The organism is Nonomuraea composti (assembly GCF_012034275.1).
GTDB lineage: Bacteria > Actinomycetota > Actinomycetes > Streptosporangiales > Streptosporangiaceae > Nonomuraea > Nonomuraea composti.
This window is the reverse complement of sequence record NZ_JAATEP010000022.1, coordinates 120,571-136,162: the sequence shown is the minus strand read 5'-3', so window position 1 is coordinate 136,162 and position 15,592 is coordinate 120,571. Positions and strand designations below refer to the sequence as shown.

Sequence of the window (15,592 nt, the reverse complement as noted above, 5' to 3'; positions counted from 1 at the left end):
CTCTGGCGCCGAGCCGTCGCCCAGCGCCAGAGGACGTGCGTCAGGACAGGCGGAACTGCAGGTCGGTGTCCCAGTGGTGCGGGTCGGGCTCCACTCTGGGGTCCGTCTGGAAGAGCTCCAGGCGGCAGCCCCAGTGCTCGGCCCCGTCCTTCTCCGTCATGTCCCACTTCAGGCCCTGCTCGGCGCCCCACTTCAGCAGTGACTCGATGACGCCCCGGAGCTCGTCGGGGTGGCCGTGGTGGGTGACGGTGGCGTAGCGGCCGGCGGGGAGCGTGGCGGCGAACAGGTCGCCCTCCGCCTCCACCGGCTCGGGCACCGGCACCCCCGCCTGCACCACCAGGCGGTCGGCCGCCAGGTCGATGCTCTCGTACCGCAGGAACGGCGCTCCCGCGATGGGCACGCCGCGTTCGGCGAGCCAGCCGATGATCTCCCCGATGCGGTCGGCGACCAGCCCGAAGGTGGTCATGGTGATGGTGCGGCGCACCCCGACGTACGGGCGCTCGGGCAGTTCGATGATCTGTGGCATGATGTCCTCCTTCACCCCTCAGTACGGAGCGCGGCGCCGAAACTCATCGGCAGCCCGAAGAGCGGGAACAGCCCGGGATCGAGGAACGTGGTCTCGCCGATGATCAGGCCGCCCGAGACCTCCAGCACGACCAGCGCGAACGGCTCGCCGTCGCGGTCGTAGTGGCCGAAGGCGGGGCAGCCGTTGGCGCGGGTCGGGAGCAGGCGGGAGCCCGCGCAGGGCGCCCCGGCGGCCAGCAGAACCGCGCGGACGGCCTCCCGCCCGCGCAGCCACCACGTGAACGGCGGCATGGACGAGGTCGCGTCCTCGTGCAGCAGCGAGACCAGGGTGTCCACGTCGTAGCTCTCGAACGCCGTCACGTAGCGGGCCAGCAGGCCCTCGTCCACCTCCTCGTCGAGCGGCGCCACGGCGGGGAGCCGGGTCCTGGCGCGCTGGAGGGCGGAGTTGACCGAGGTGACGGTGGTGGCCAGCAGGTCGGCGGTCTCGGCGGCGCTCCACCTGAGCACGTCACGCAGGATCAGCACGGCCCGCTGGCGGGGCGGCAGGTGTTGCAGGGCCGCCACGAACGCCAGCCGCACGCTCTCGCGCGTCACCGCCACGTCGGCGGGGTCGAGGACGCGGGCGTCGGGCACGGGCTGCACCCAGCGGCTCTCCGGCAGCGGCTCGCCCAGGGCGGCGCCGGGGACGGCGGCCGGGCCGAGGTCCATGGCGCGGGCGCGGCGCTGCGGGCTCCTGAGCAGGTCGAGGCAGACGTTCGTGGCCAGGTGGAACAGCCAGGGGCGCAGCGGGCCCCGCGCGGGGTCGTACGTGCGCCACGCCCGCACGAACGCCTCCTGCACGGCGTCCTCGGCCTCGAAGCCGGAGCCGAGCATGCGGTAGCAGTAGCCGGTCAGCTCGGCGCGGTGCCGCTCCAGATCCTCCTCCAGCTCGCGGGTCAGCACGGGATCACCTCGATCTGCAGCTCCGTCACCCAGGCGTCGGTGTCGCACGGCACGTGCAGGCTGATCTCCCTGGCCAGGGCGCGGGAGCGGTAGCCGTGCTCCTCGATCCAGTGGGCCAGCGCCTGGAGCGTCGACCACGAGGAGTCCATCGACCCCTGGTGGATGATCGTGGCGGCCGTCTCGATGGCCGGCAAATCCACGACGTCGAAGTCGTACGCGCCGGGCCGGACGTTCACGGGCAGGCAGGCGTGCGCCATGACGGAGCCGTCCTCCTCTTGCAGGTAGTGGGCGATGCCGGGCCCGGCGACGCGGACGCACGCGGCCTCCAGCCGCCGGCACAGCTCGTCGAACAGCGGCACGAGGACGGGCCCGATGTCCTCGGGCTCGTAGCTGGCGGCCCTGGCCGCGAGCTGGGCGACGCGCATCCGGGGCACCTTCTTCAGCACGACCTCCGCCGTGCGCATGTGCCCTTCGGTCTCGATGCTGCGCAGCCGCGCCTCCACGCTGCGCAGCCGGGCGAGGTCGGCGCTGATCCTGGCCTCCAGCTCGGCCCGGCGCAGGCGGACCATGCCCCGCAGCTCCTCCGTGCTGACCTGCTCGTCGAGGATCGTCCTGACCTGCTCCAGCGTGAAGCCGAGATCCTTGATCGCGACGATCCGGTGCAGCCGGGCGAGCTGTTCGGCCTGATAGGACCGGTAACCGGAGACCGGGTCCACGTGCGCGGGCCGCAGCAGGCCGATGGCGTCGTAGTGGCGGAGCATGCGTACGGACACCAGCCCCAGCCTGGCGAACTCTCCTATGCTGAACATGGCGGCTCAAGAGGTAGGGCCTGACACGGTGTCAGGGTCAATCTCAGGCCACGATCGCGGCGACCACCAGCGCCACCGCGACGACGAGCAGCCCGATCGCGTCGTACGACCAGCTCGTGCGCGCCTGCGCGGCCTCCTCGCCGCGGCGCCTGGCCGACTCGGCGCGCTCGCGGATCTGCTCGCCCACCCAGTCGGCGTGCGTCTTGCCGGCGAACGCCGCGGCCGCCGCCTGCTCGGCCCTGGGCAGCGTCGGCTCGGTCTTGAACCGGCCGCGCTGCTCGGTGGCGGCCCCGCGCCGCTGCGCCCTGGCCCGCTCGCGCGCGCTGCTCATCGGCGTCCACAGCCGCAGCACCCGGTCGTCGCCGTGCTGGACGGTGATGGCGTGCGACACCGTGACGTCCTCGATGGCGGCCCACGGGAGGAACGTGGTGCGCAGCGGGTTGCGCCCCACCAGCCCCGCCTCCGTGAACACGGTGGCGGGGCGCAGCGCGACGGCGTACACGAGCGCCGTCAGCGCCCCGAGCACGGCCAGCGCGACGAGCGACGCCTTGCCGTTGTAGCGGACGATCAGGTCCCAGACGTTGAAGGCGACGAACACCAGCCACACCCACGCCATCACGAACGCGAACCGGGACCGGTAGGTCTGCTTCACGGCTGCCACTTGATCTGCTGGAACCCCGGCTTGATCACGCCGTTGATCAGCGCCAGCCGCTCGTCGAACGGGATGAACGCCGACTTCATCGCGTTGACCGCGAACCACTGCAGGTCGTCCCAGTCGTAGCCGAACGCCTCGACCAGCTTGTGGAACTCCAGCGACACGCTCGTGGAGCTCATCAGCCGGTTGTCGGTGTTGACCGTGACGCGGAAATGCAGCCGCCGCAGCAGCCCGATCGGATGCTCGGCGATCGAGGCGGCGGCCCCGGTCTGCAGGTTGGACGTGGGGCACATCTCCAGCGGGATGCGCTTGTCGCGGACGTACGCGGCCAGCCGGCCCAGCTTGGCGCTGCCGTCGCCGGCGACGGAGATGTCGTCGATGATGCGCACGCCGTGGCCGAGCCGGTCGGCGCCGCACCACTGGATGGCCTGCCAGATCGACGGCAGCCCGAACGCCTCGCCGGCGTGGATCGTGAAGTGCGCGTTCTCCCGCTGGAGGTACTCGAACGCGTCAAGATGCCGGGTGGGCGGGTAGCCGGCCTCGGCGCCGGCGATGTCGAAGCCGACCACGCCGCCGTCGCGGTAGCGCACGGCCAGCTCGGCGATCTCCCTGGAGCGGGCCTGGTGCCGCATGGCCGTCAGCAGCGTGCCCACCTTGATGTTGCGGCCCCGCGAGCCCTGCTCGAACCCCTCCAGCACCGCCTCCACCACCTGGTCGAGGCTCAGCCCCCTGGTGGTGTGCTGCTCGGGCGCGAACCGCACCTCGGCGTAGACGACGCCGTCGTCGGCCAGGTCGATGGCGCACTCGGCGGCCACGCGGACGAGCGACTCGCGGGTCTGCATGACGGCGACCGTGTGGTCGAACGTCTCCAGGTAGCGTTCGAGCGACCCCGAGTCGGACGCCTCCTCGAACCACTGGCGCAGGTTGTCGGGGTCGGTGGTGGGCAGGCGGTCGTAGCCGCTCTCCCTGGCCAGCTCGACGATCGTCTCGGCGCGGAGCCCGCCGTCGAGATGATCGTGCAGCAAGACCTTGGGAGCCCGGCGGATCTGGTCAAGGGTGGGGCTCATCTGGCCATGATATGAGCACCGCCCGGCTCTCCCGCCGCATCCGGTGCGGGTCCTTCCGGAAGGGTGCGGGTCCTTCCAAAGGGTGCGGTTCCTTCCGGACGAGCAGGGACGGGCGGCGGTCAGTCGTCGCGGCCGGCCGTTTCCGGGCTGAACGCGGGCAGGCACACGGCGATGTACTCGGCGCCCTCGGGCCCGGCGCTGTAGCGGATCTTCTCCCCCGGCGACGTCACCACCGACTGCCCCGCCGCGACCCGGGTGCTGCCCCCGGCGTGCTCGACGATCACCTCTCCGCGCAGGACCACGGTGTACTCGGTGAACGACGGCGTCTGCGCCGGCTCCTCCCACCCCGGGGGCGCGGTCATGTGGGCGATGGAGATCGCCTCGTCGCCGCTGTTGACGCGGCCGATGTGCTCGTCGATGAGCTTGCCGCCGGGTACGGGGATGCGGGCCGGGCCCTCGATCTTTCTCACCACGGACGTCAGTGTGCCACGTCGAGGATGAGCCGGCTCGGCGAGCCCCGCTCGGTGAGCTGGAACCCGGCGCGCCTGCTCAGCACCAGCCCGATGCCGACGCGCCCCTCGAAGTCGCCGGTGCGGACGACGCCGGTGAGGTTGCCGAGCTTGGCGGGATAGACGGGGCCGCCGCTCCAGGTGGCCTTGCCGTCGCCGTCGTGCGCGTTCGCGGGGAAGAGCGTGAGCTGCAGGTACGCGCCGCCGCGCACGTCGATGGGCCGCCCCGACCCGTCCTGGACGAACTCGTCCACCCATTTCACGTTGTACCCGGGAACGTCGCCCTTGAGGTCCACGACCAGCCGGTCGTAGGTGTCGTGGGCGGCGTAGCGCACACCTGTCACGACGGCGGGGTCGATGCCGGGCCGGTCGACGTCCACCTCGGCGGTGCTGGTCGGCGCGCCGGCCGAGCCGGTGGCGGTGGCGGTCTGCCGGGGCAGGGTGGCGCTCTGGTGGGCGGTGCCGCACGCGGCGAGCAGGGCGGCGAGGCAGGCGAGCGAGACGCCCACGCGGACGTGCGACGGCCGGCCGCGGGGCGGGGATGACGTGCGCATGCCCGGTAGATGCCCAGCGTACGGGCCTGCAAGCGGTGTCGCGGCGGATCGGTGCGGGGTTTGGTGGGGCTTCCGGAGAACGGTGGGCGACGTCTACTCTGATCAACCCACAAGGAGTTATATACGTGAGCAAATCCAATGATTTATCGACTTTTCTGGTCGATTACGGGCCTTCGTTCGCCCGCACCGCGTACCTGCTGACCGGCGACCAGGACCGCGCCAGGACCCTGGCGACGGACGCCCTGGTGACGGTGTGCCGCCGCTGGCCCGCCATCCGCTCCACCGGGCCCGCCCTCCTCGTACTGCGCGAGCTCTACCGGCGCTTCCTGGCCGCCGACGTGCCGCCGCCGGCGACGTACCCGCTGGCCGTGCTCCCGCCCAGGACGCGGGCCGCCGTCGTCGCCCGCTACCACGACGCTTTGCACCCGCAGCAGGTGGCGATGCTCACCGGCACGTGGATCGGCGAGCTGGACAAGGAGCTCCAGCAGGCCCTGGCTCACCTGCGTGCCGCCCACCCCGGCCTCGTTCCCGCCGCCCCGCAACCCCGCGCCGAAGGGGAGCAGGGCCCCGACTGGGCGCACCCGTCCGAGACGGCGCAGGCGGCGGCGCCGCACGCCCCCGAGGACCAGGGGCCGCGCGGCGCCCTGGTCGCCCTCGCCGCCGAGCTGCCCGCCACGCACACCGACCTCGCCCAGCCGGTCCTGGCCCTCATCGGCAGGAAGCGCAGGATCCGCGTGGCCACGTGGACGACGGTGTCGGTGGGCGCGGTGGGCGCGTTCGTGGCCCTGATCGTGCTCGGCGTCAACGCCATGGTGGCGAACGTCGAGCGCACGATCGCCCAGTCCTCCCCCACGTCCTCGCAGCAGGCGGAGGAGGACGTCCCCGACCCGCTCCCGGCCAAGCTGGACGACCCCATCCAGTACGCGTACCTGGGCTACTGCCGCGGCCGGACCGACAATGACCCGAGCAACCCCCAGCCGTGCGCCCAGTGGCGGCTGCAGACCACGTCCGGCAACGAGTGGCGGCTCGGCGGCGCGCGGGCCGGCTACGAGGAGGACAGCCGCACCTCCATGCCCCTGGCCATCAGCCAGGACGGCCGCCGCATCGCCTACCGGCAGCTCGACGGCGCGTACGTGGTGCGCGACGTGCCCTCCGGTGCCGTCAAGACCATCGACGTCGAGGCCGGGAAGGAGAGCGCGCACCTCACCTCCTCCCCCAACGGCCGCTACTTCTCCGTCGACTTCGGCTCGGCCGACGGGGCCACGCTCGACTTCGACACGGGCGTCACCCACTACGAGTACGGCGACGAGGTGCGCATCCTGGCGGTGGCCGACGACGGGACGCGCGTGGTCGCCGAGAAGGAGAAGGCGCAAGACGTCCCCGGGCACGCGTCGATCACCAAGCTCTTCATGAACGGCCTGACCACCCTCGAAGGCGACTACCGCGTCGACCCCGGGCTCCTCGACTTCGGCGGCGCCCTGTCCCCCGACGGCCGCACGCTGGCCCTGATCACGGCGGACTCCGAGCTCGTCACCATGGACGGCCGCACCGGGCGCGTCGGCGGGCCGCGTACGGACCTCGCGGACTACGACCTGATCGGCGTCGAGCGGTAGACCGGCCCCGAGGAGGTGCTGGTCCGCTCTTGGGACGACGACTACGTGATGCTGACCAAGGTGAACGTGAAGTCGGGCGCCGTCACGGAGGTCACCGGTGACTGGGTCGAGTGGCTCGACTACGAGTCCCCGATAGGAGCCGTCCGCCCGTGAAAGGGAAGGGCCCCGCCGATGCCGGTCGGCGGGGCCCCGTCGGAGGCGGGCTCAGACCGTCTCGTACACCTTCGTGCTCTCGGCCACGGCGGGCGCGGCCTTGCGGGCCCGCAGCCCCGTCGCCGAGATCGCCAGCCCGACCAGGGCGAGCACCAGCGAGACCACGATGGCCGCGCGCAGCGAGCCGATGGACAGCGTCTCGCCGCCGCCCGAGGTGAGCACGGCGGTCACGACGGCCAGCACGATGGCGCCGCCGACCTGGCCCGAGGTGTTGAGCAGGCCGGAGGCCAGGCCCTGCTCGTCGTCGTCCACGCCGTTGGTGGCCTGGATGTTGAGCGAGGGGAACGACAGCGCGAACGCGATGCCGAGCAGGATCATGCCGGGGATCACCATGCCGCCCAGGCTGGGGGTGCGGTCGATGCCGAGGAAGATCGCGTACCCGCCGGCCAGCGCGGCGGCGCCGATGACGATCAGCTTGCCGGTGCCGAACCGGTCGGCGAAGTCGCCCATCTTCGTCGAGGTGACGGCGACGAGCAGGCCCGCGGGCAGGAACGCCATGGCGGTGCCGAGGGCCGACCAGCCGAGCAGGTTCTGGAAGTACTGCATGGCGACGAACTGGAAGGCCACGTACGAGCCCATGAGGATGAGCAGCCCCAGGTTGGCCCGCACGATGTGCCCGGAGCGCAGGATGCCCAGCCGCACCAGCGGGTGGCGCATCCGCAGCTCGGCGAAGACGAACAGGCCGAGCAGCAGGGCGACGCCCACCAGCGAGCCGATCGTCTGCAGCGAGGCCCAGCCGACCTCGGGCGCCTGCACGACCGTGAACACCAGCAGCAGCATCGACGCGGTGATGGTCACGGCGCCGACCAGGTCGTGGCCGCCCTCGGCGCGCTCCTCGCGGCCCTTCGGCAGCACCATCAACGCGGCCACGAGCGCGATCACCGCGACGGGCACCGGCATGAGCAGCGTCCACCGCCAGCCGATCTCGGTCAGCAAGCCGGACAGCACGAGGCCGAGCGAGTAGCCGCTGGCGCCGCAGGCGGTGAAGATGCTCAACGCCCTGTTGCGCTCCGGCCCCTCGGGAAAGGTCGTCGTGATGATCGACAAAGCGGCGGGCGCGGTGAACGCGGCGGCCACGCCCTTGATGAACCTGGCGGCGATCAGCAGCCCGCCGTCGTCCACCACACCACCGAGCAACGACGCCACGGCGAAGACGCCGAGCGCGGCCAGGAACACCCTGCGCCGCCCCAGCAGGTCGGCGGTCCTGCCCCCGAGCAACAGAAGACCGCCATAGCCGAGCACGTAGCCGCTGACCACCCATTGCAAGGACGACGTGGTCAGGCCCAGGTCGTGCTGGATGGCGGGCAGGGCGACCCCGACCATCGAGACGTCAAGGGCGTCAAGAAAGATCACTGCGCAGAGCACGGCGAGCGCGCCCCAACGGGTTGAGGAAGAGGACATGGGTCAGAACAATACATGCACACACATCTAATGCAAGTGCATTTAATGTCGTTGCATAAGTTTTCTCGAAGTGGTAACCTCCGCGACATGGACGAGCGGTTCGTGGTGGACACCTGGCACTACGTCCTGGCGAAACACGCCCAGGCCATGTGCCAGCTGGAGCGCGAGCTGGGCGACCGGCACGGGCTGGGGCCCAGCGAGTTCGAGGTGCTGGATCGCATCGTGCACCACGACAGGAAGCTCCGCATCCAGGAGCTGTGCGAAGAGGTCCACCTGAGCCAGAGCGCGCTCTCGCGCGTGGTGGCGCGGCTGGAGAAGGCCGCGCTCGTGACGCGCGGCGTCTGCGACTCCGACCGGCGCGGGGTGTTCGTGTGCATCACGGACGAGGGGCGCGCCCGCCACGCCGAAGCCCTGCCGACGCAGCGGGCGGTGCTCACCGAGGTCTTCGCCGACGCCCCGGTCCCGATCTCCTGATCTCCGGCTACGCGGTGATGCGGTCGATGACCAGCGGAAGCTGCTCCTCGGTCGCGTCCCCTACCGCGTAGCCACCCTCCAGAGCCTCCAGCGCCCGCTCGAAGCGGGACGTCTCGTCAGCGTGCAACGTCATCAGCGGCTGCCCCGCCCGCACCAGGTCCCCCGGCTTGGCGTGCAGCTCGATCCCGGCCCCGAACGAGACCGGATCCTCCTTGCGGGCCCGCCCGGCGCCGAGCCGCCACGCGGCCAGCCCCACGGCGTACGCGTCCAGCCGGGTCAGCACCCCGGACGCGGGCACCTCCACCGTCATCGTCTCCGCGGCCCGCGGAAGCAACGCGTCGGGGTCACCGCCCTGGGCGGAGATCATCCGCCGCCACGCGTCCATGGCGGACCCGTCCTCCAGCGCCTTCTCCGGGTCCTTGCCCGCGGCGATCCCGGCCGCCTCCAGCATCTCCCGCGCCAGCCGCACGGTCAGCTCCACCACGTCGGCGGGCCCGCCGCCGGCCAGCACCTCGACCGACTCGGCGACCTCCAGCGCGTTGCCCACGGCCCGCCCCAGCGGCCGGTCCATGGCGGTCAGCAGCGCGACGGTCCGCACCCCGGCGTCGGTGCCGAGCGCGACCATGGTCTCGGCCAGCTCGCGCGCCTCCGTGACGGTCTTCATGAACGCCCCGGAGCCCACCTTCACGTCCAGGACCAGCGACCCGGTCCCCTCGGCGATCTTCTTCGACATGATCGACGAGGCGATCAGCGGGATCGACTCGACCGTGCCGGTGACGTCGCGCAACGCGTACAGCTTCTTGTCGGCGGGCGCGAGGCCCGAGCCGGCCGCGCACACCACGGCCCCGGCCGAGCGCAGCACGTCCAGCATCTCGGCGTTCGACAGGGAGGCCCGCCAGCCGGGCACGGACTCCAGCTTGTCGAGGGTGCCGCCGGTGTGCCCGAGGCCGCGCCCCGACAGCTGCGGCACGTACGCGCCGCACGCCGCCACCAGGGGCGCCAGCGGCAGCGTGATCTTGTCGCCGACGCCGCCCGTCGAGTGCTTGTCCGCCGTCGGCCGGTCGAGGGCCGACCAGTCCATGCGCTCGCCCGAGCGGATCATGGCCTGCGTCCAGTCGGCGATCTCGCGCCGGTTCATGCCGTTCAGCAGGATCGCCATGGCCAGCGCCGACATCTGCTCGTCGGCCACCTCGCCCCGCGTGTACGCGTCGATCACCCAGTCGATCTGGGCCGTGCTCAGCTCGCCCCGGTCCCGCTTGGCGCGGATGACCTCGATGGCGTCCATCACGCGCTCCTGCTGAGGTCCTGCGGGCCGAACGCGTACGGCAGGATCTCGGCCATGCGCTTCGGCCCGTCCTCGGTCTCGACCAGCAGGTCCTCGCCGCCGAACTCGTACAGGAGCTGCCGGCAGCGCCCGCACGGCATCAGCAGCTCGCCGTGGCCGTCCACGCACGTGAAGGCCACCAGGCGGCCGCCGCCGGAGCGCTGCAGCGCCGAGACCAGCCCGCACTCGGCGCACAGGCCGAGGCCGTAGGAGGCGTTCTCGACGTTGCAGCCGGTGACGACGCGCCCGTCATCCACCAGCGCGGCCGCGCCGACGGGGAATTTCGAGTACGGCGCGTACGCGTGCCGCATGGCCTCGGCCGCCTCGTCCCGCAGGCCGTTCCAGTCGATGTTCAATGTTGTTCCCCCCGGCGGTAGACGACGCCGTCGGCCTTGGGCATCCGCAGGCGCTGGGAGGCGACCAGGAGCACGAGCAGCGTGAGCACGTGTGGTGTGATGAAGACGAACTCGTTCGGCAGCTGGTCGACGACCAGCCAGAGCCAGAACAGCACGATCGCGCCGGCGACGGCCGCGGCCATCAGCACGTACTGCTTGACGCCCCGTCCCGCCGGGTCGGCCGTCATGAGACGGCGGGCCTGGAGGATCAGGTAGGCCAGCAGCAGCACGGCCCCGAACAGGAAGAACGAGGTGACCGCGGTGGAGCTGCGCAGTTGCAGCCCGTCGGCGTAGCCGAACAGCGAGGCGCCGATCGCGAGCCCGCCCGGACGCCAGTTGCCGAAGATCATGGCGGCCAGGCCGATGAAGCCGCGCCCGGCCGTCTGGCCCTCGACGTACTTGGTGGAGACGAAGACCAGGAACACGCCGCCGAGCCCGGCGAACGCGCCGGAGATGACGACCGCGACGTACTTGATCAGGTAGACGTTCACGCCCAGCGACTCGGCCGCCCACGGGTTCTCGCCCGCCGAGCGCAGCCGCAGGCCGAAGGCGGTGTGCCAGAGCACGAAGAACGTCAGCGGCAGCAGCAGCACGGCCAGGACCACCAGCACGTTGACGTTGTGCGTGAGCCCGCGCAGGATGCCGGCCAGGTCGGCGAGCAGGAACCAGTGCGTGCTCTCCAGCTTGCCGAGCAGGTCGGGGCCGTCGGAGAGCACCGGCAGGCTGACCTGCCACGTGGAGCCGGAGATGGCGGGCGAGGTGGTGATGCCGGCGCCCGCCTCGGCGGCCTGGGTGCCCTCCTTGAACAGGACCTCGGACAGGAACCGGGTGATGCCGGGCCCGAGCAGGTTGATGGCGACGCCGCTGATGATGTGGTCGACGCCGAAGGTGACGGTCGCGATCGCGTGCAGCAGCCCGCCGAGCGCGCCGCCGAGCAGCCCGGCGACCAGCGCGACGACGGGGCCCCACTGGTAGCCGGCCCAGCCGGCGAACCAGGTGCCGAGCACCATCATGCCTTCGAGGCCGATGTTGACCACGCCCGCCCGCTCGGCCCACAGGCCGCCGAGCCCGGCCAGCCCGATCGGCACCGCGAGCAGCAGCGCGGCGGCGAACGTGCCGGAGGAGGTGATGTCGTTCTGGCCCGACAGGACCCGCACCAGCGACATCAGCAGGATGAGCGCGGCGACGCCGATCAGCGCCACGTGGTACTTGCCGACCCGGGTCATGCTGTCACCTCAACCGGTGTGTTCCTGCCGAGCTGCTGGGCGGCGCGCCGCTCTTCGAGCCTGAGCGCGAACCGGTTGGTCACCTCGTTGGCCACGACCACCAGCAGGACGATCGCGCCCTGGATGATCGTGATGACGGACGGGGGGATGTCGGCGAACTGCAGCGCGCCCTGCGCCCGGTCGAGGAACGCGAACAGCAGCGCGGCGATCGCGATGCCGACGGGCTTGTTGCGGCCGAGCAGCGCCACCGCGATGCCGAGGAAGCCCAGGCCAGCGGTGAAGTTGGAGTTGTAGGCGCCCCGGTCGCCGAGGATCTCGGGCAGGCCGATGAGCCCGGCGATCGCCCCGGACAGCACCATCGCCGAGATCACCATGGTCTTCGGGTTGACGCCCGAGGCGAGGGCCGCCGGGCCGTTGAGCCCGCTGGCCTTGACGTTGAAGCCGAACCGGGTGCGCTCCAGCACCACCCAGATCACCACGCCGAGCAGGATGGCCACGATCAGGAAGCCCCACAGGCCGCCGCCACGGGTGGGCGGCAGCATCCCGAACCCCTCGAACAGGAAGTTCAGGTCGGGGAACATGGCCGAGTCGGGCAGCTGCGGCGTCGTCACGGTCAGCTGGCCCTCCGCCCGCTGCCCGGCGAAGGGGCCGCGCACAAGGAAGGCGGCCAGGTTGATCGCGATGTAGTTCAGCATGATCGTGGCGATGACCTCGTTCACGCCCCTGGTCACCTTCATGACGGCGGGGATGAGCGCGTACAGGCCGCCGACCAGCGCCGCGACCACGATGATCACGGGGATCTGGATCCAGGCCGGCGCGGTGAACGTGGAGCCCACGTAGGCCGCGCAGATGGCGGCGATGCGGTACTGGCCCTCGACGCCGATGTTGAAGAGGTTCATGCGGAAGCCGACGGCCACCGCCAGGCCGGCGATGAACAGCGGCACCGCGCGGTTGAGGAAGGTGGCGATCGAGTTCGCCTGCGCGCGCGGGGTCTCGCCGAAGTCGAACAGGGCGGTCAGCGCCGTGAGCGGATCGCCGCCCGCGACGTTGATCGCCACGCTGCAGATCGCGATCGCCAGGACGATGGCGACGACGGCGCCGGCGACGGTGAGCAGCGCCCGGTTGAGCCCGGCGGGCATCACGTCTCCTCAGTGCCGGCGATGGCGCCGGTCATGTAACCGCCCAGCCGTTCGGGCGTGATGTCGGAAGGGTCGAGCGCGGCCACGAGCCGCCCCCGGTAGATGACCTGGATGGTGTCGGACAGCCCGATCAGCTCGTCGAGGTCGGCCGAGATGAGCAGCACCGCGAGCCCGGCGGCGCGGGCGTTGCGCAGGTGGTCCCAGATGGCGGCCTGGGCGCCGACGTCCACGCCGCGGGTGGGGTGGGCGGCGATGAGGAAGGCGGGCTCGCCGCTCATCTCGCGGCCCACGATGAGCTTCTGCTGGTTGCCGCCGGACAGGGCCAGGGCCAGGGTGTCGACGCTCGGGGTACGCACGTCGTAGTCGCGCACGATGCGCTCGGTGTCGGCCTTGGCGGCCCGCCGGTCGATCCAGATGCCGCTGCGCGCGGGTTTCCTGGTCTGGTGGCCGAGCACGCGATTCTCCCACAGGGACGCCTCCAGGAGCAGGCCCTGGCGGTGGCGGTCCTCGGGGATGTAGCCGATGCCGGATTCGCGGCGTTTCAGGGTGGACCAGGTGGTGATGTCCTGGCCGGTCAGCTCGATGCGGCCCTGCGCGGGCCTGATGCCCATGATGGCCTCGATCAGCTCGGACTGGCCGTTGCCCTCGACGCCGGCGATGCCGAGGATCTCGCCCTGGTGGATCTCGAACGACACGTCGTCGAGGAGCAGGCGCTCGCCCTCGCCGGGCATGGTCAGCTCGGAGACCTTCAGCGTGACGGTGTCGGTCACGGTGGACTCGCGGGTCTCGGGCGTGGGCAGCTCGCTGCCCACCATCAGCTCGGCGAGCTGCCGGGCGGTGACCTCCGACGGGTCCACGCTGGCGACGGTGGTGCCGCGCCGGATCACGGTGATCGCGTCGGCGATGTCGAGCACCTCGTCGAGCTTGTGCGAGATGAAGATGACGGTCAGGCCCTCGGCCTTCAGCTCGCGCAGGTTCTGGAAGAGCTCCTCGACCTCCTGCGGCACCAGCACGGCCGTGGGCTCGTCGAGGATGAGGATGCGGGCGCCCCGGTAGAGGACCTTGAGGATCTCCACGCGCTGGCGGTCGCCGACGCCGAGGTCCTCCACGAGCTTGTCGGGATCGACCCGCAGGCCGTGGGTCTCGGCCAGCTCGACGATGCGCCTGCGGGCCTTGACCGTGTCCAGCATGCCGGCCCGTTTCGGCTCGGCCCCGAGGACGATGTTCTCCAGGACCGTGAAGTTGTCGGCGAGCATGAAGTGCTGGTGCACCATGCCGATCCCGACCGCGATGGCGTCGCTCGGCGTGCGGAAGCTGACCTCCGCGCCGTTGACCCTGATCGTGCCCTCGTCCGGCTTCTGCATGCCGTAGAGGATCTTCATCAGGGTGGATTTGCCCGCGCCGTTCTCCCCGACGATGGCGTGCACCGTGCCGGGCTGGACGGTGATGCGGATGTCGTGGTTCGCGACGACACCGGGGAAACGCTTGGTGATGCCCTCCAGCTCTACGGCGGGTTTCACCGTGGCCAGGGTGTCAGCACTCATTTCGCCTCTCCTACGGGGGGCGGCATAGACAGAAGGCCCGAAGTTCGGACTCCGGGCCCTCAGCTGTCTCTCCTACCCCATTTACGGCTTGGCAGGAACCGTGATTTTGCCGTCGACGATGTCTTGCTTGGCAGCGTCGAGCTTGTCCTTGATGTCGTCGATCTCGCCACCGGTGGTGGACAGGCCCACGCCGTCGACCTTCAGGTCGTACGTGGTGTTCGAGCCGCCCTTGGCGCCGCCCTGGAAGGCCTTGATGAACTCGAACACGCCGACGTCGACGCGCTTGAGCATCGAGGTCATGATCACCGACTGCAGGTCGGTCTCCTTGACCGTCTGGCGCTGGTCGGAGTCGACGCCGATGGCCTTCTTCTTGGCCGCGGCGGCCGCCTGGAACACGCCGAGGCCGGAGTCACCGGAGGCGTGGTAGATGATGTCGGCGCCGTCCTGGTACATCTTCTCGGCCGCGACCTTGCCCTTGTCGGGGGCCTTGAAGCCGGAGAAGTCGCCGTCCGGGGTGAGATACTTGATGTCGATCTTGGCGTCCGCCTTGACCGACTTCACGCCCGCCACGAAGCCGGCCTCGAACTTCTTGATCAGGTCGCTCTCGACGCCGCCGACGAAGCCGACGTGGCCGGTCTTCGACTTGGTGGCCGCGGCGACGCCCGCCAGGTAGGAGCCCTGCTCCTCGGCGAACAGCAGGCCGGTCACGTTCGGCGCGTTGGAGGCGGAGTCCACGATCGCGAACTGGATGTCCGGGTACTCCTCGGCGGCCTTCTTGACGTCCTCGGCGTAAGCGAAACCGACGCCGATGATCGGGTTGTAGCCGGCGTCCGCGAGCTGGCGGAGCAGGTCACCGCGGTTGGAGCCGTCCGCGGACGGGCTCAGCTCCTTGATCTCGGCGCCGAGCTCCGTCTTGGCCTTCTCCAGGCCGGCGTAGGCCGAGTCGTTGAAGGACTTGTCACCGCGACCGCCGACGTCGAACGCGAGCCCCACCTTGAGGTCGCTGCTCTTCGGCGCCTCGCTGCTGGCCGCGCCGGTCGGCTCCTGGCTGGCCGTGGTCCCCCCACCGCCGCCACCACAGGCGGCCGCCGCCATGAGCATGACGCCGGCGACCGAGCCGAGCGCCACCTTGTTGAATCGCTTGCCGAGCAAGGCGACTCCCTTCCATTTCCCCGCCGCCGATTTGGTCGCAGGCGCGACAG

The 15,592-nt window shown here is 71.0% G+C and carries 17 protein-coding genes; 3 read left to right on the top strand and 14 right to left on the bottom strand.

The annotated features are described in order from the left end of the window. Positions 1-40 precede the first annotated feature (40 nt). The 7 genes from HCN51_RS29015 to HCN51_RS28985 form a co-directional block, all read right to left on the bottom strand. Positions 41-526, bottom strand: a complete 486-nt coding sequence (locus HCN51_RS29015; RefSeq protein ID WP_168013519.1) for a GyrI-like domain-containing protein — start codon at positions 524-526, stop codon at positions 41-43. Between the two features lie 11 nt (positions 527-537). Next, the gene (locus HCN51_RS29010; RefSeq protein ID WP_168013517.1) at positions 538-1,467 is read right to left on the bottom strand and encodes an RNA polymerase subunit sigma-70; all 930 of its coding nucleotides are present in this window, start codon (positions 1,465-1,467) and stop codon (positions 538-540) included. Beyond that, a complete protein-coding gene (locus HCN51_RS29005; protein WP_168013514.1) occupies positions 1,461-2,276 on the bottom strand; it encodes a MerR family transcriptional regulator in 816 nt (271 codons plus the stop codon). The genes HCN51_RS29010 and HCN51_RS29005 overlap by 7 nt, the downstream gene beginning before the upstream one ends. Positions 2,277-2,319: 43 nt before the next feature. Then, positions 2,320-2,928: a PH domain-containing protein gene (locus HCN51_RS29000; RefSeq protein ID WP_168013512.1), complete on the bottom strand. Its 609-nt coding sequence runs from the start codon at positions 2,926-2,928 to the stop codon at positions 2,320-2,322. Continuing rightward, the gene (locus HCN51_RS28995; RefSeq protein ID WP_168013510.1) at positions 2,925-3,998 is read right to left on the bottom strand and encodes an adenosine deaminase; all 1,074 of its coding nucleotides are present in this window, start codon (positions 3,996-3,998) and stop codon (positions 2,925-2,927) included. Before HCN51_RS28995 ends, HCN51_RS29000 begins: the two co-directional genes overlap by 4 nt. A 119-nt stretch (positions 3,999-4,117) precedes the next feature. Continuing rightward, on the bottom strand, positions 4,118-4,471 hold the full coding sequence (locus tag HCN51_RS28990) for a cupin domain-containing protein (RefSeq protein WP_168013508.1): 354 nt from the start codon (positions 4,469-4,471) through the stop codon (positions 4,118-4,120). 5 nt (positions 4,472-4,476) lie between these two features. Continuing rightward, complete coding sequence (locus HCN51_RS28985; protein ID WP_168013506.1) at positions 4,477-5,061, bottom strand: AMIN-like domain-containing (lipo)protein; 585 nt, start codon at positions 5,059-5,061, stop codon at positions 4,477-4,479. Between the two features lie 125 nt (positions 5,062-5,186). Here HCN51_RS28985 and HCN51_RS28980 point away from each other — a divergent pair, with 125 nt between their 5' ends. Together HCN51_RS28980 and HCN51_RS28975 are read left to right on the top strand one after the other, a co-directional pair. After that, positions 5,187-6,674, top strand: coding sequence for a SigE family RNA polymerase sigma factor (locus HCN51_RS28980; RefSeq protein ID WP_168013504.1), 1,488 nt, complete (start codon positions 5,187-5,189; stop codon positions 6,672-6,674). Between the two features lie 15 nt (positions 6,675-6,689). Beyond that, entirely contained in the window at positions 6,690-6,827 is a 138-nt protein-coding gene (locus tag HCN51_RS28975; RefSeq protein ID WP_168013502.1) for a hypothetical protein, read from the top strand. Positions 6,828-6,878: 51 nt separating this feature from the next. Here the strand turns inward: HCN51_RS28975 and HCN51_RS28970 are convergent, their stop codons facing one another. Continuing rightward, positions 6,879-8,240 (bottom strand): MFS transporter, encoded by a 1,362-nt coding sequence (locus HCN51_RS28970; protein WP_346433836.1) that lies wholly within the window; start codon positions 8,238-8,240, stop codon positions 6,879-6,881. A gap of 135 nt (positions 8,241-8,375) precedes the next feature. Between HCN51_RS28970 and HCN51_RS28965 the strand changes: the two genes are divergently transcribed. After that, positions 8,376-8,762, top strand: coding sequence for a MarR family winged helix-turn-helix transcriptional regulator (locus tag HCN51_RS28965; RefSeq protein WP_168013498.1), 387 nt, complete (start codon positions 8,376-8,378; stop codon positions 8,760-8,762). A gap of 7 nt (positions 8,763-8,769) precedes the next feature. Here HCN51_RS28965 and HCN51_RS28960 read toward each other — a convergent pair whose 3' ends face one another. The 6 genes from HCN51_RS28960 to HCN51_RS28935 form a co-directional block, all read right to left on the bottom strand. Continuing rightward, positions 8,770-10,047 (bottom strand): thymidine phosphorylase, encoded by a 1,278-nt coding sequence (locus tag HCN51_RS28960; protein ID WP_168013496.1) that lies wholly within the window; start codon positions 10,045-10,047, stop codon positions 8,770-8,772. Beyond that, positions 10,047-10,442, bottom strand: a complete 396-nt coding sequence (locus tag HCN51_RS28955; RefSeq protein WP_168013494.1) for a cytidine deaminase — start codon at positions 10,440-10,442, stop codon at positions 10,047-10,049. Before HCN51_RS28955 ends, HCN51_RS28960 begins: the two co-directional genes overlap by 1 nt. Then, positions 10,439-11,707 (bottom strand): ABC transporter permease, encoded by a 1,269-nt coding sequence (locus tag HCN51_RS28950; RefSeq protein WP_080043035.1) that lies wholly within the window; start codon positions 11,705-11,707, stop codon positions 10,439-10,441. Before HCN51_RS28950 ends, HCN51_RS28955 begins: the two co-directional genes overlap by 4 nt. Beyond that, positions 11,704-12,846, bottom strand: coding sequence for an ABC transporter permease (locus HCN51_RS28945; protein WP_168013492.1), 1,143 nt, complete (start codon positions 12,844-12,846; stop codon positions 11,704-11,706). The genes HCN51_RS28950 and HCN51_RS28945 overlap by 4 nt, the downstream gene beginning before the upstream one ends. Then, positions 12,846-14,390 carry an ABC transporter ATP-binding protein gene (locus HCN51_RS28940; RefSeq protein WP_168013490.1) on the bottom strand — a complete coding sequence of 515 codons (1,545 nt, stop codon included), beginning with the start codon at positions 14,388-14,390 and terminating at the stop codon, positions 12,846-12,848. Before HCN51_RS28940 ends, HCN51_RS28945 begins: the two co-directional genes overlap by 1 nt. An 81-nt stretch (positions 14,391-14,471) precedes the next feature. Next, complete coding sequence (locus HCN51_RS28935) at positions 14,472-15,542, bottom strand: BMP family lipoprotein (RefSeq protein WP_080043038.1); 1,071 nt, start codon at positions 15,540-15,542, stop codon at positions 14,472-14,474. Positions 15,543-15,592 lie beyond the last annotated feature (50 nt).

Bases quoted from the DNA above. Each gene is read 5' to 3' on its own strand.
- HCN51_RS29015 (WP_168013519.1), bottom strand. From the start codon at position 526: ATGCCACAGATCATCGAACTGCCCGAGCGCCCGTACGTCGGGGTGCGC.
- HCN51_RS29005 (WP_168013514.1), bottom strand. From the start codon at position 2,276: ATGTTCAGCATAGGAGAGTTCGCCAGGCTGGGGCTGGTGTCCGTACGC.
- HCN51_RS28995 (WP_168013510.1), bottom strand. From the start codon at position 3,998: ATGAGCCCCACCCTTGACCAGATCCGCCGGGCTCCCAAGGTCTTGCTG.
- HCN51_RS28985 (WP_168013506.1), bottom strand. From the start codon at position 5,061: ATGCGCACGTCATCCCCGCCCCGCGGCCGGCCGTCGCACGTCCGCGTG.
- HCN51_RS28965 (WP_168013498.1), top strand. From the start codon at position 8,376: ATGGACGAGCGGTTCGTGGTGGACACCTGGCACTACGTCCTGGCGAAA.
- HCN51_RS28960 (WP_168013496.1), bottom strand. From the start codon at position 10,047: ATGGACGCCATCGAGGTCATCCGCGCCAAGCGGGACCGGGGCGAGCTG.
- HCN51_RS28950 (WP_080043035.1), bottom strand. From the start codon at position 11,707: ATGACCCGGGTCGGCAAGTACCACGTGGCGCTGATCGGCGTCGCCGCG.
- HCN51_RS28945 (WP_168013492.1), bottom strand. From the start codon at position 12,846: ATGCCCGCCGGGCTCAACCGGGCGCTGCTCACCGTCGCCGGCGCCGTC.
- HCN51_RS28940 (WP_168013490.1), bottom strand. From the start codon at position 14,390: ATGAGTGCTGACACCCTGGCCACGGTGAAACCCGCCGTAGAGCTGGAG.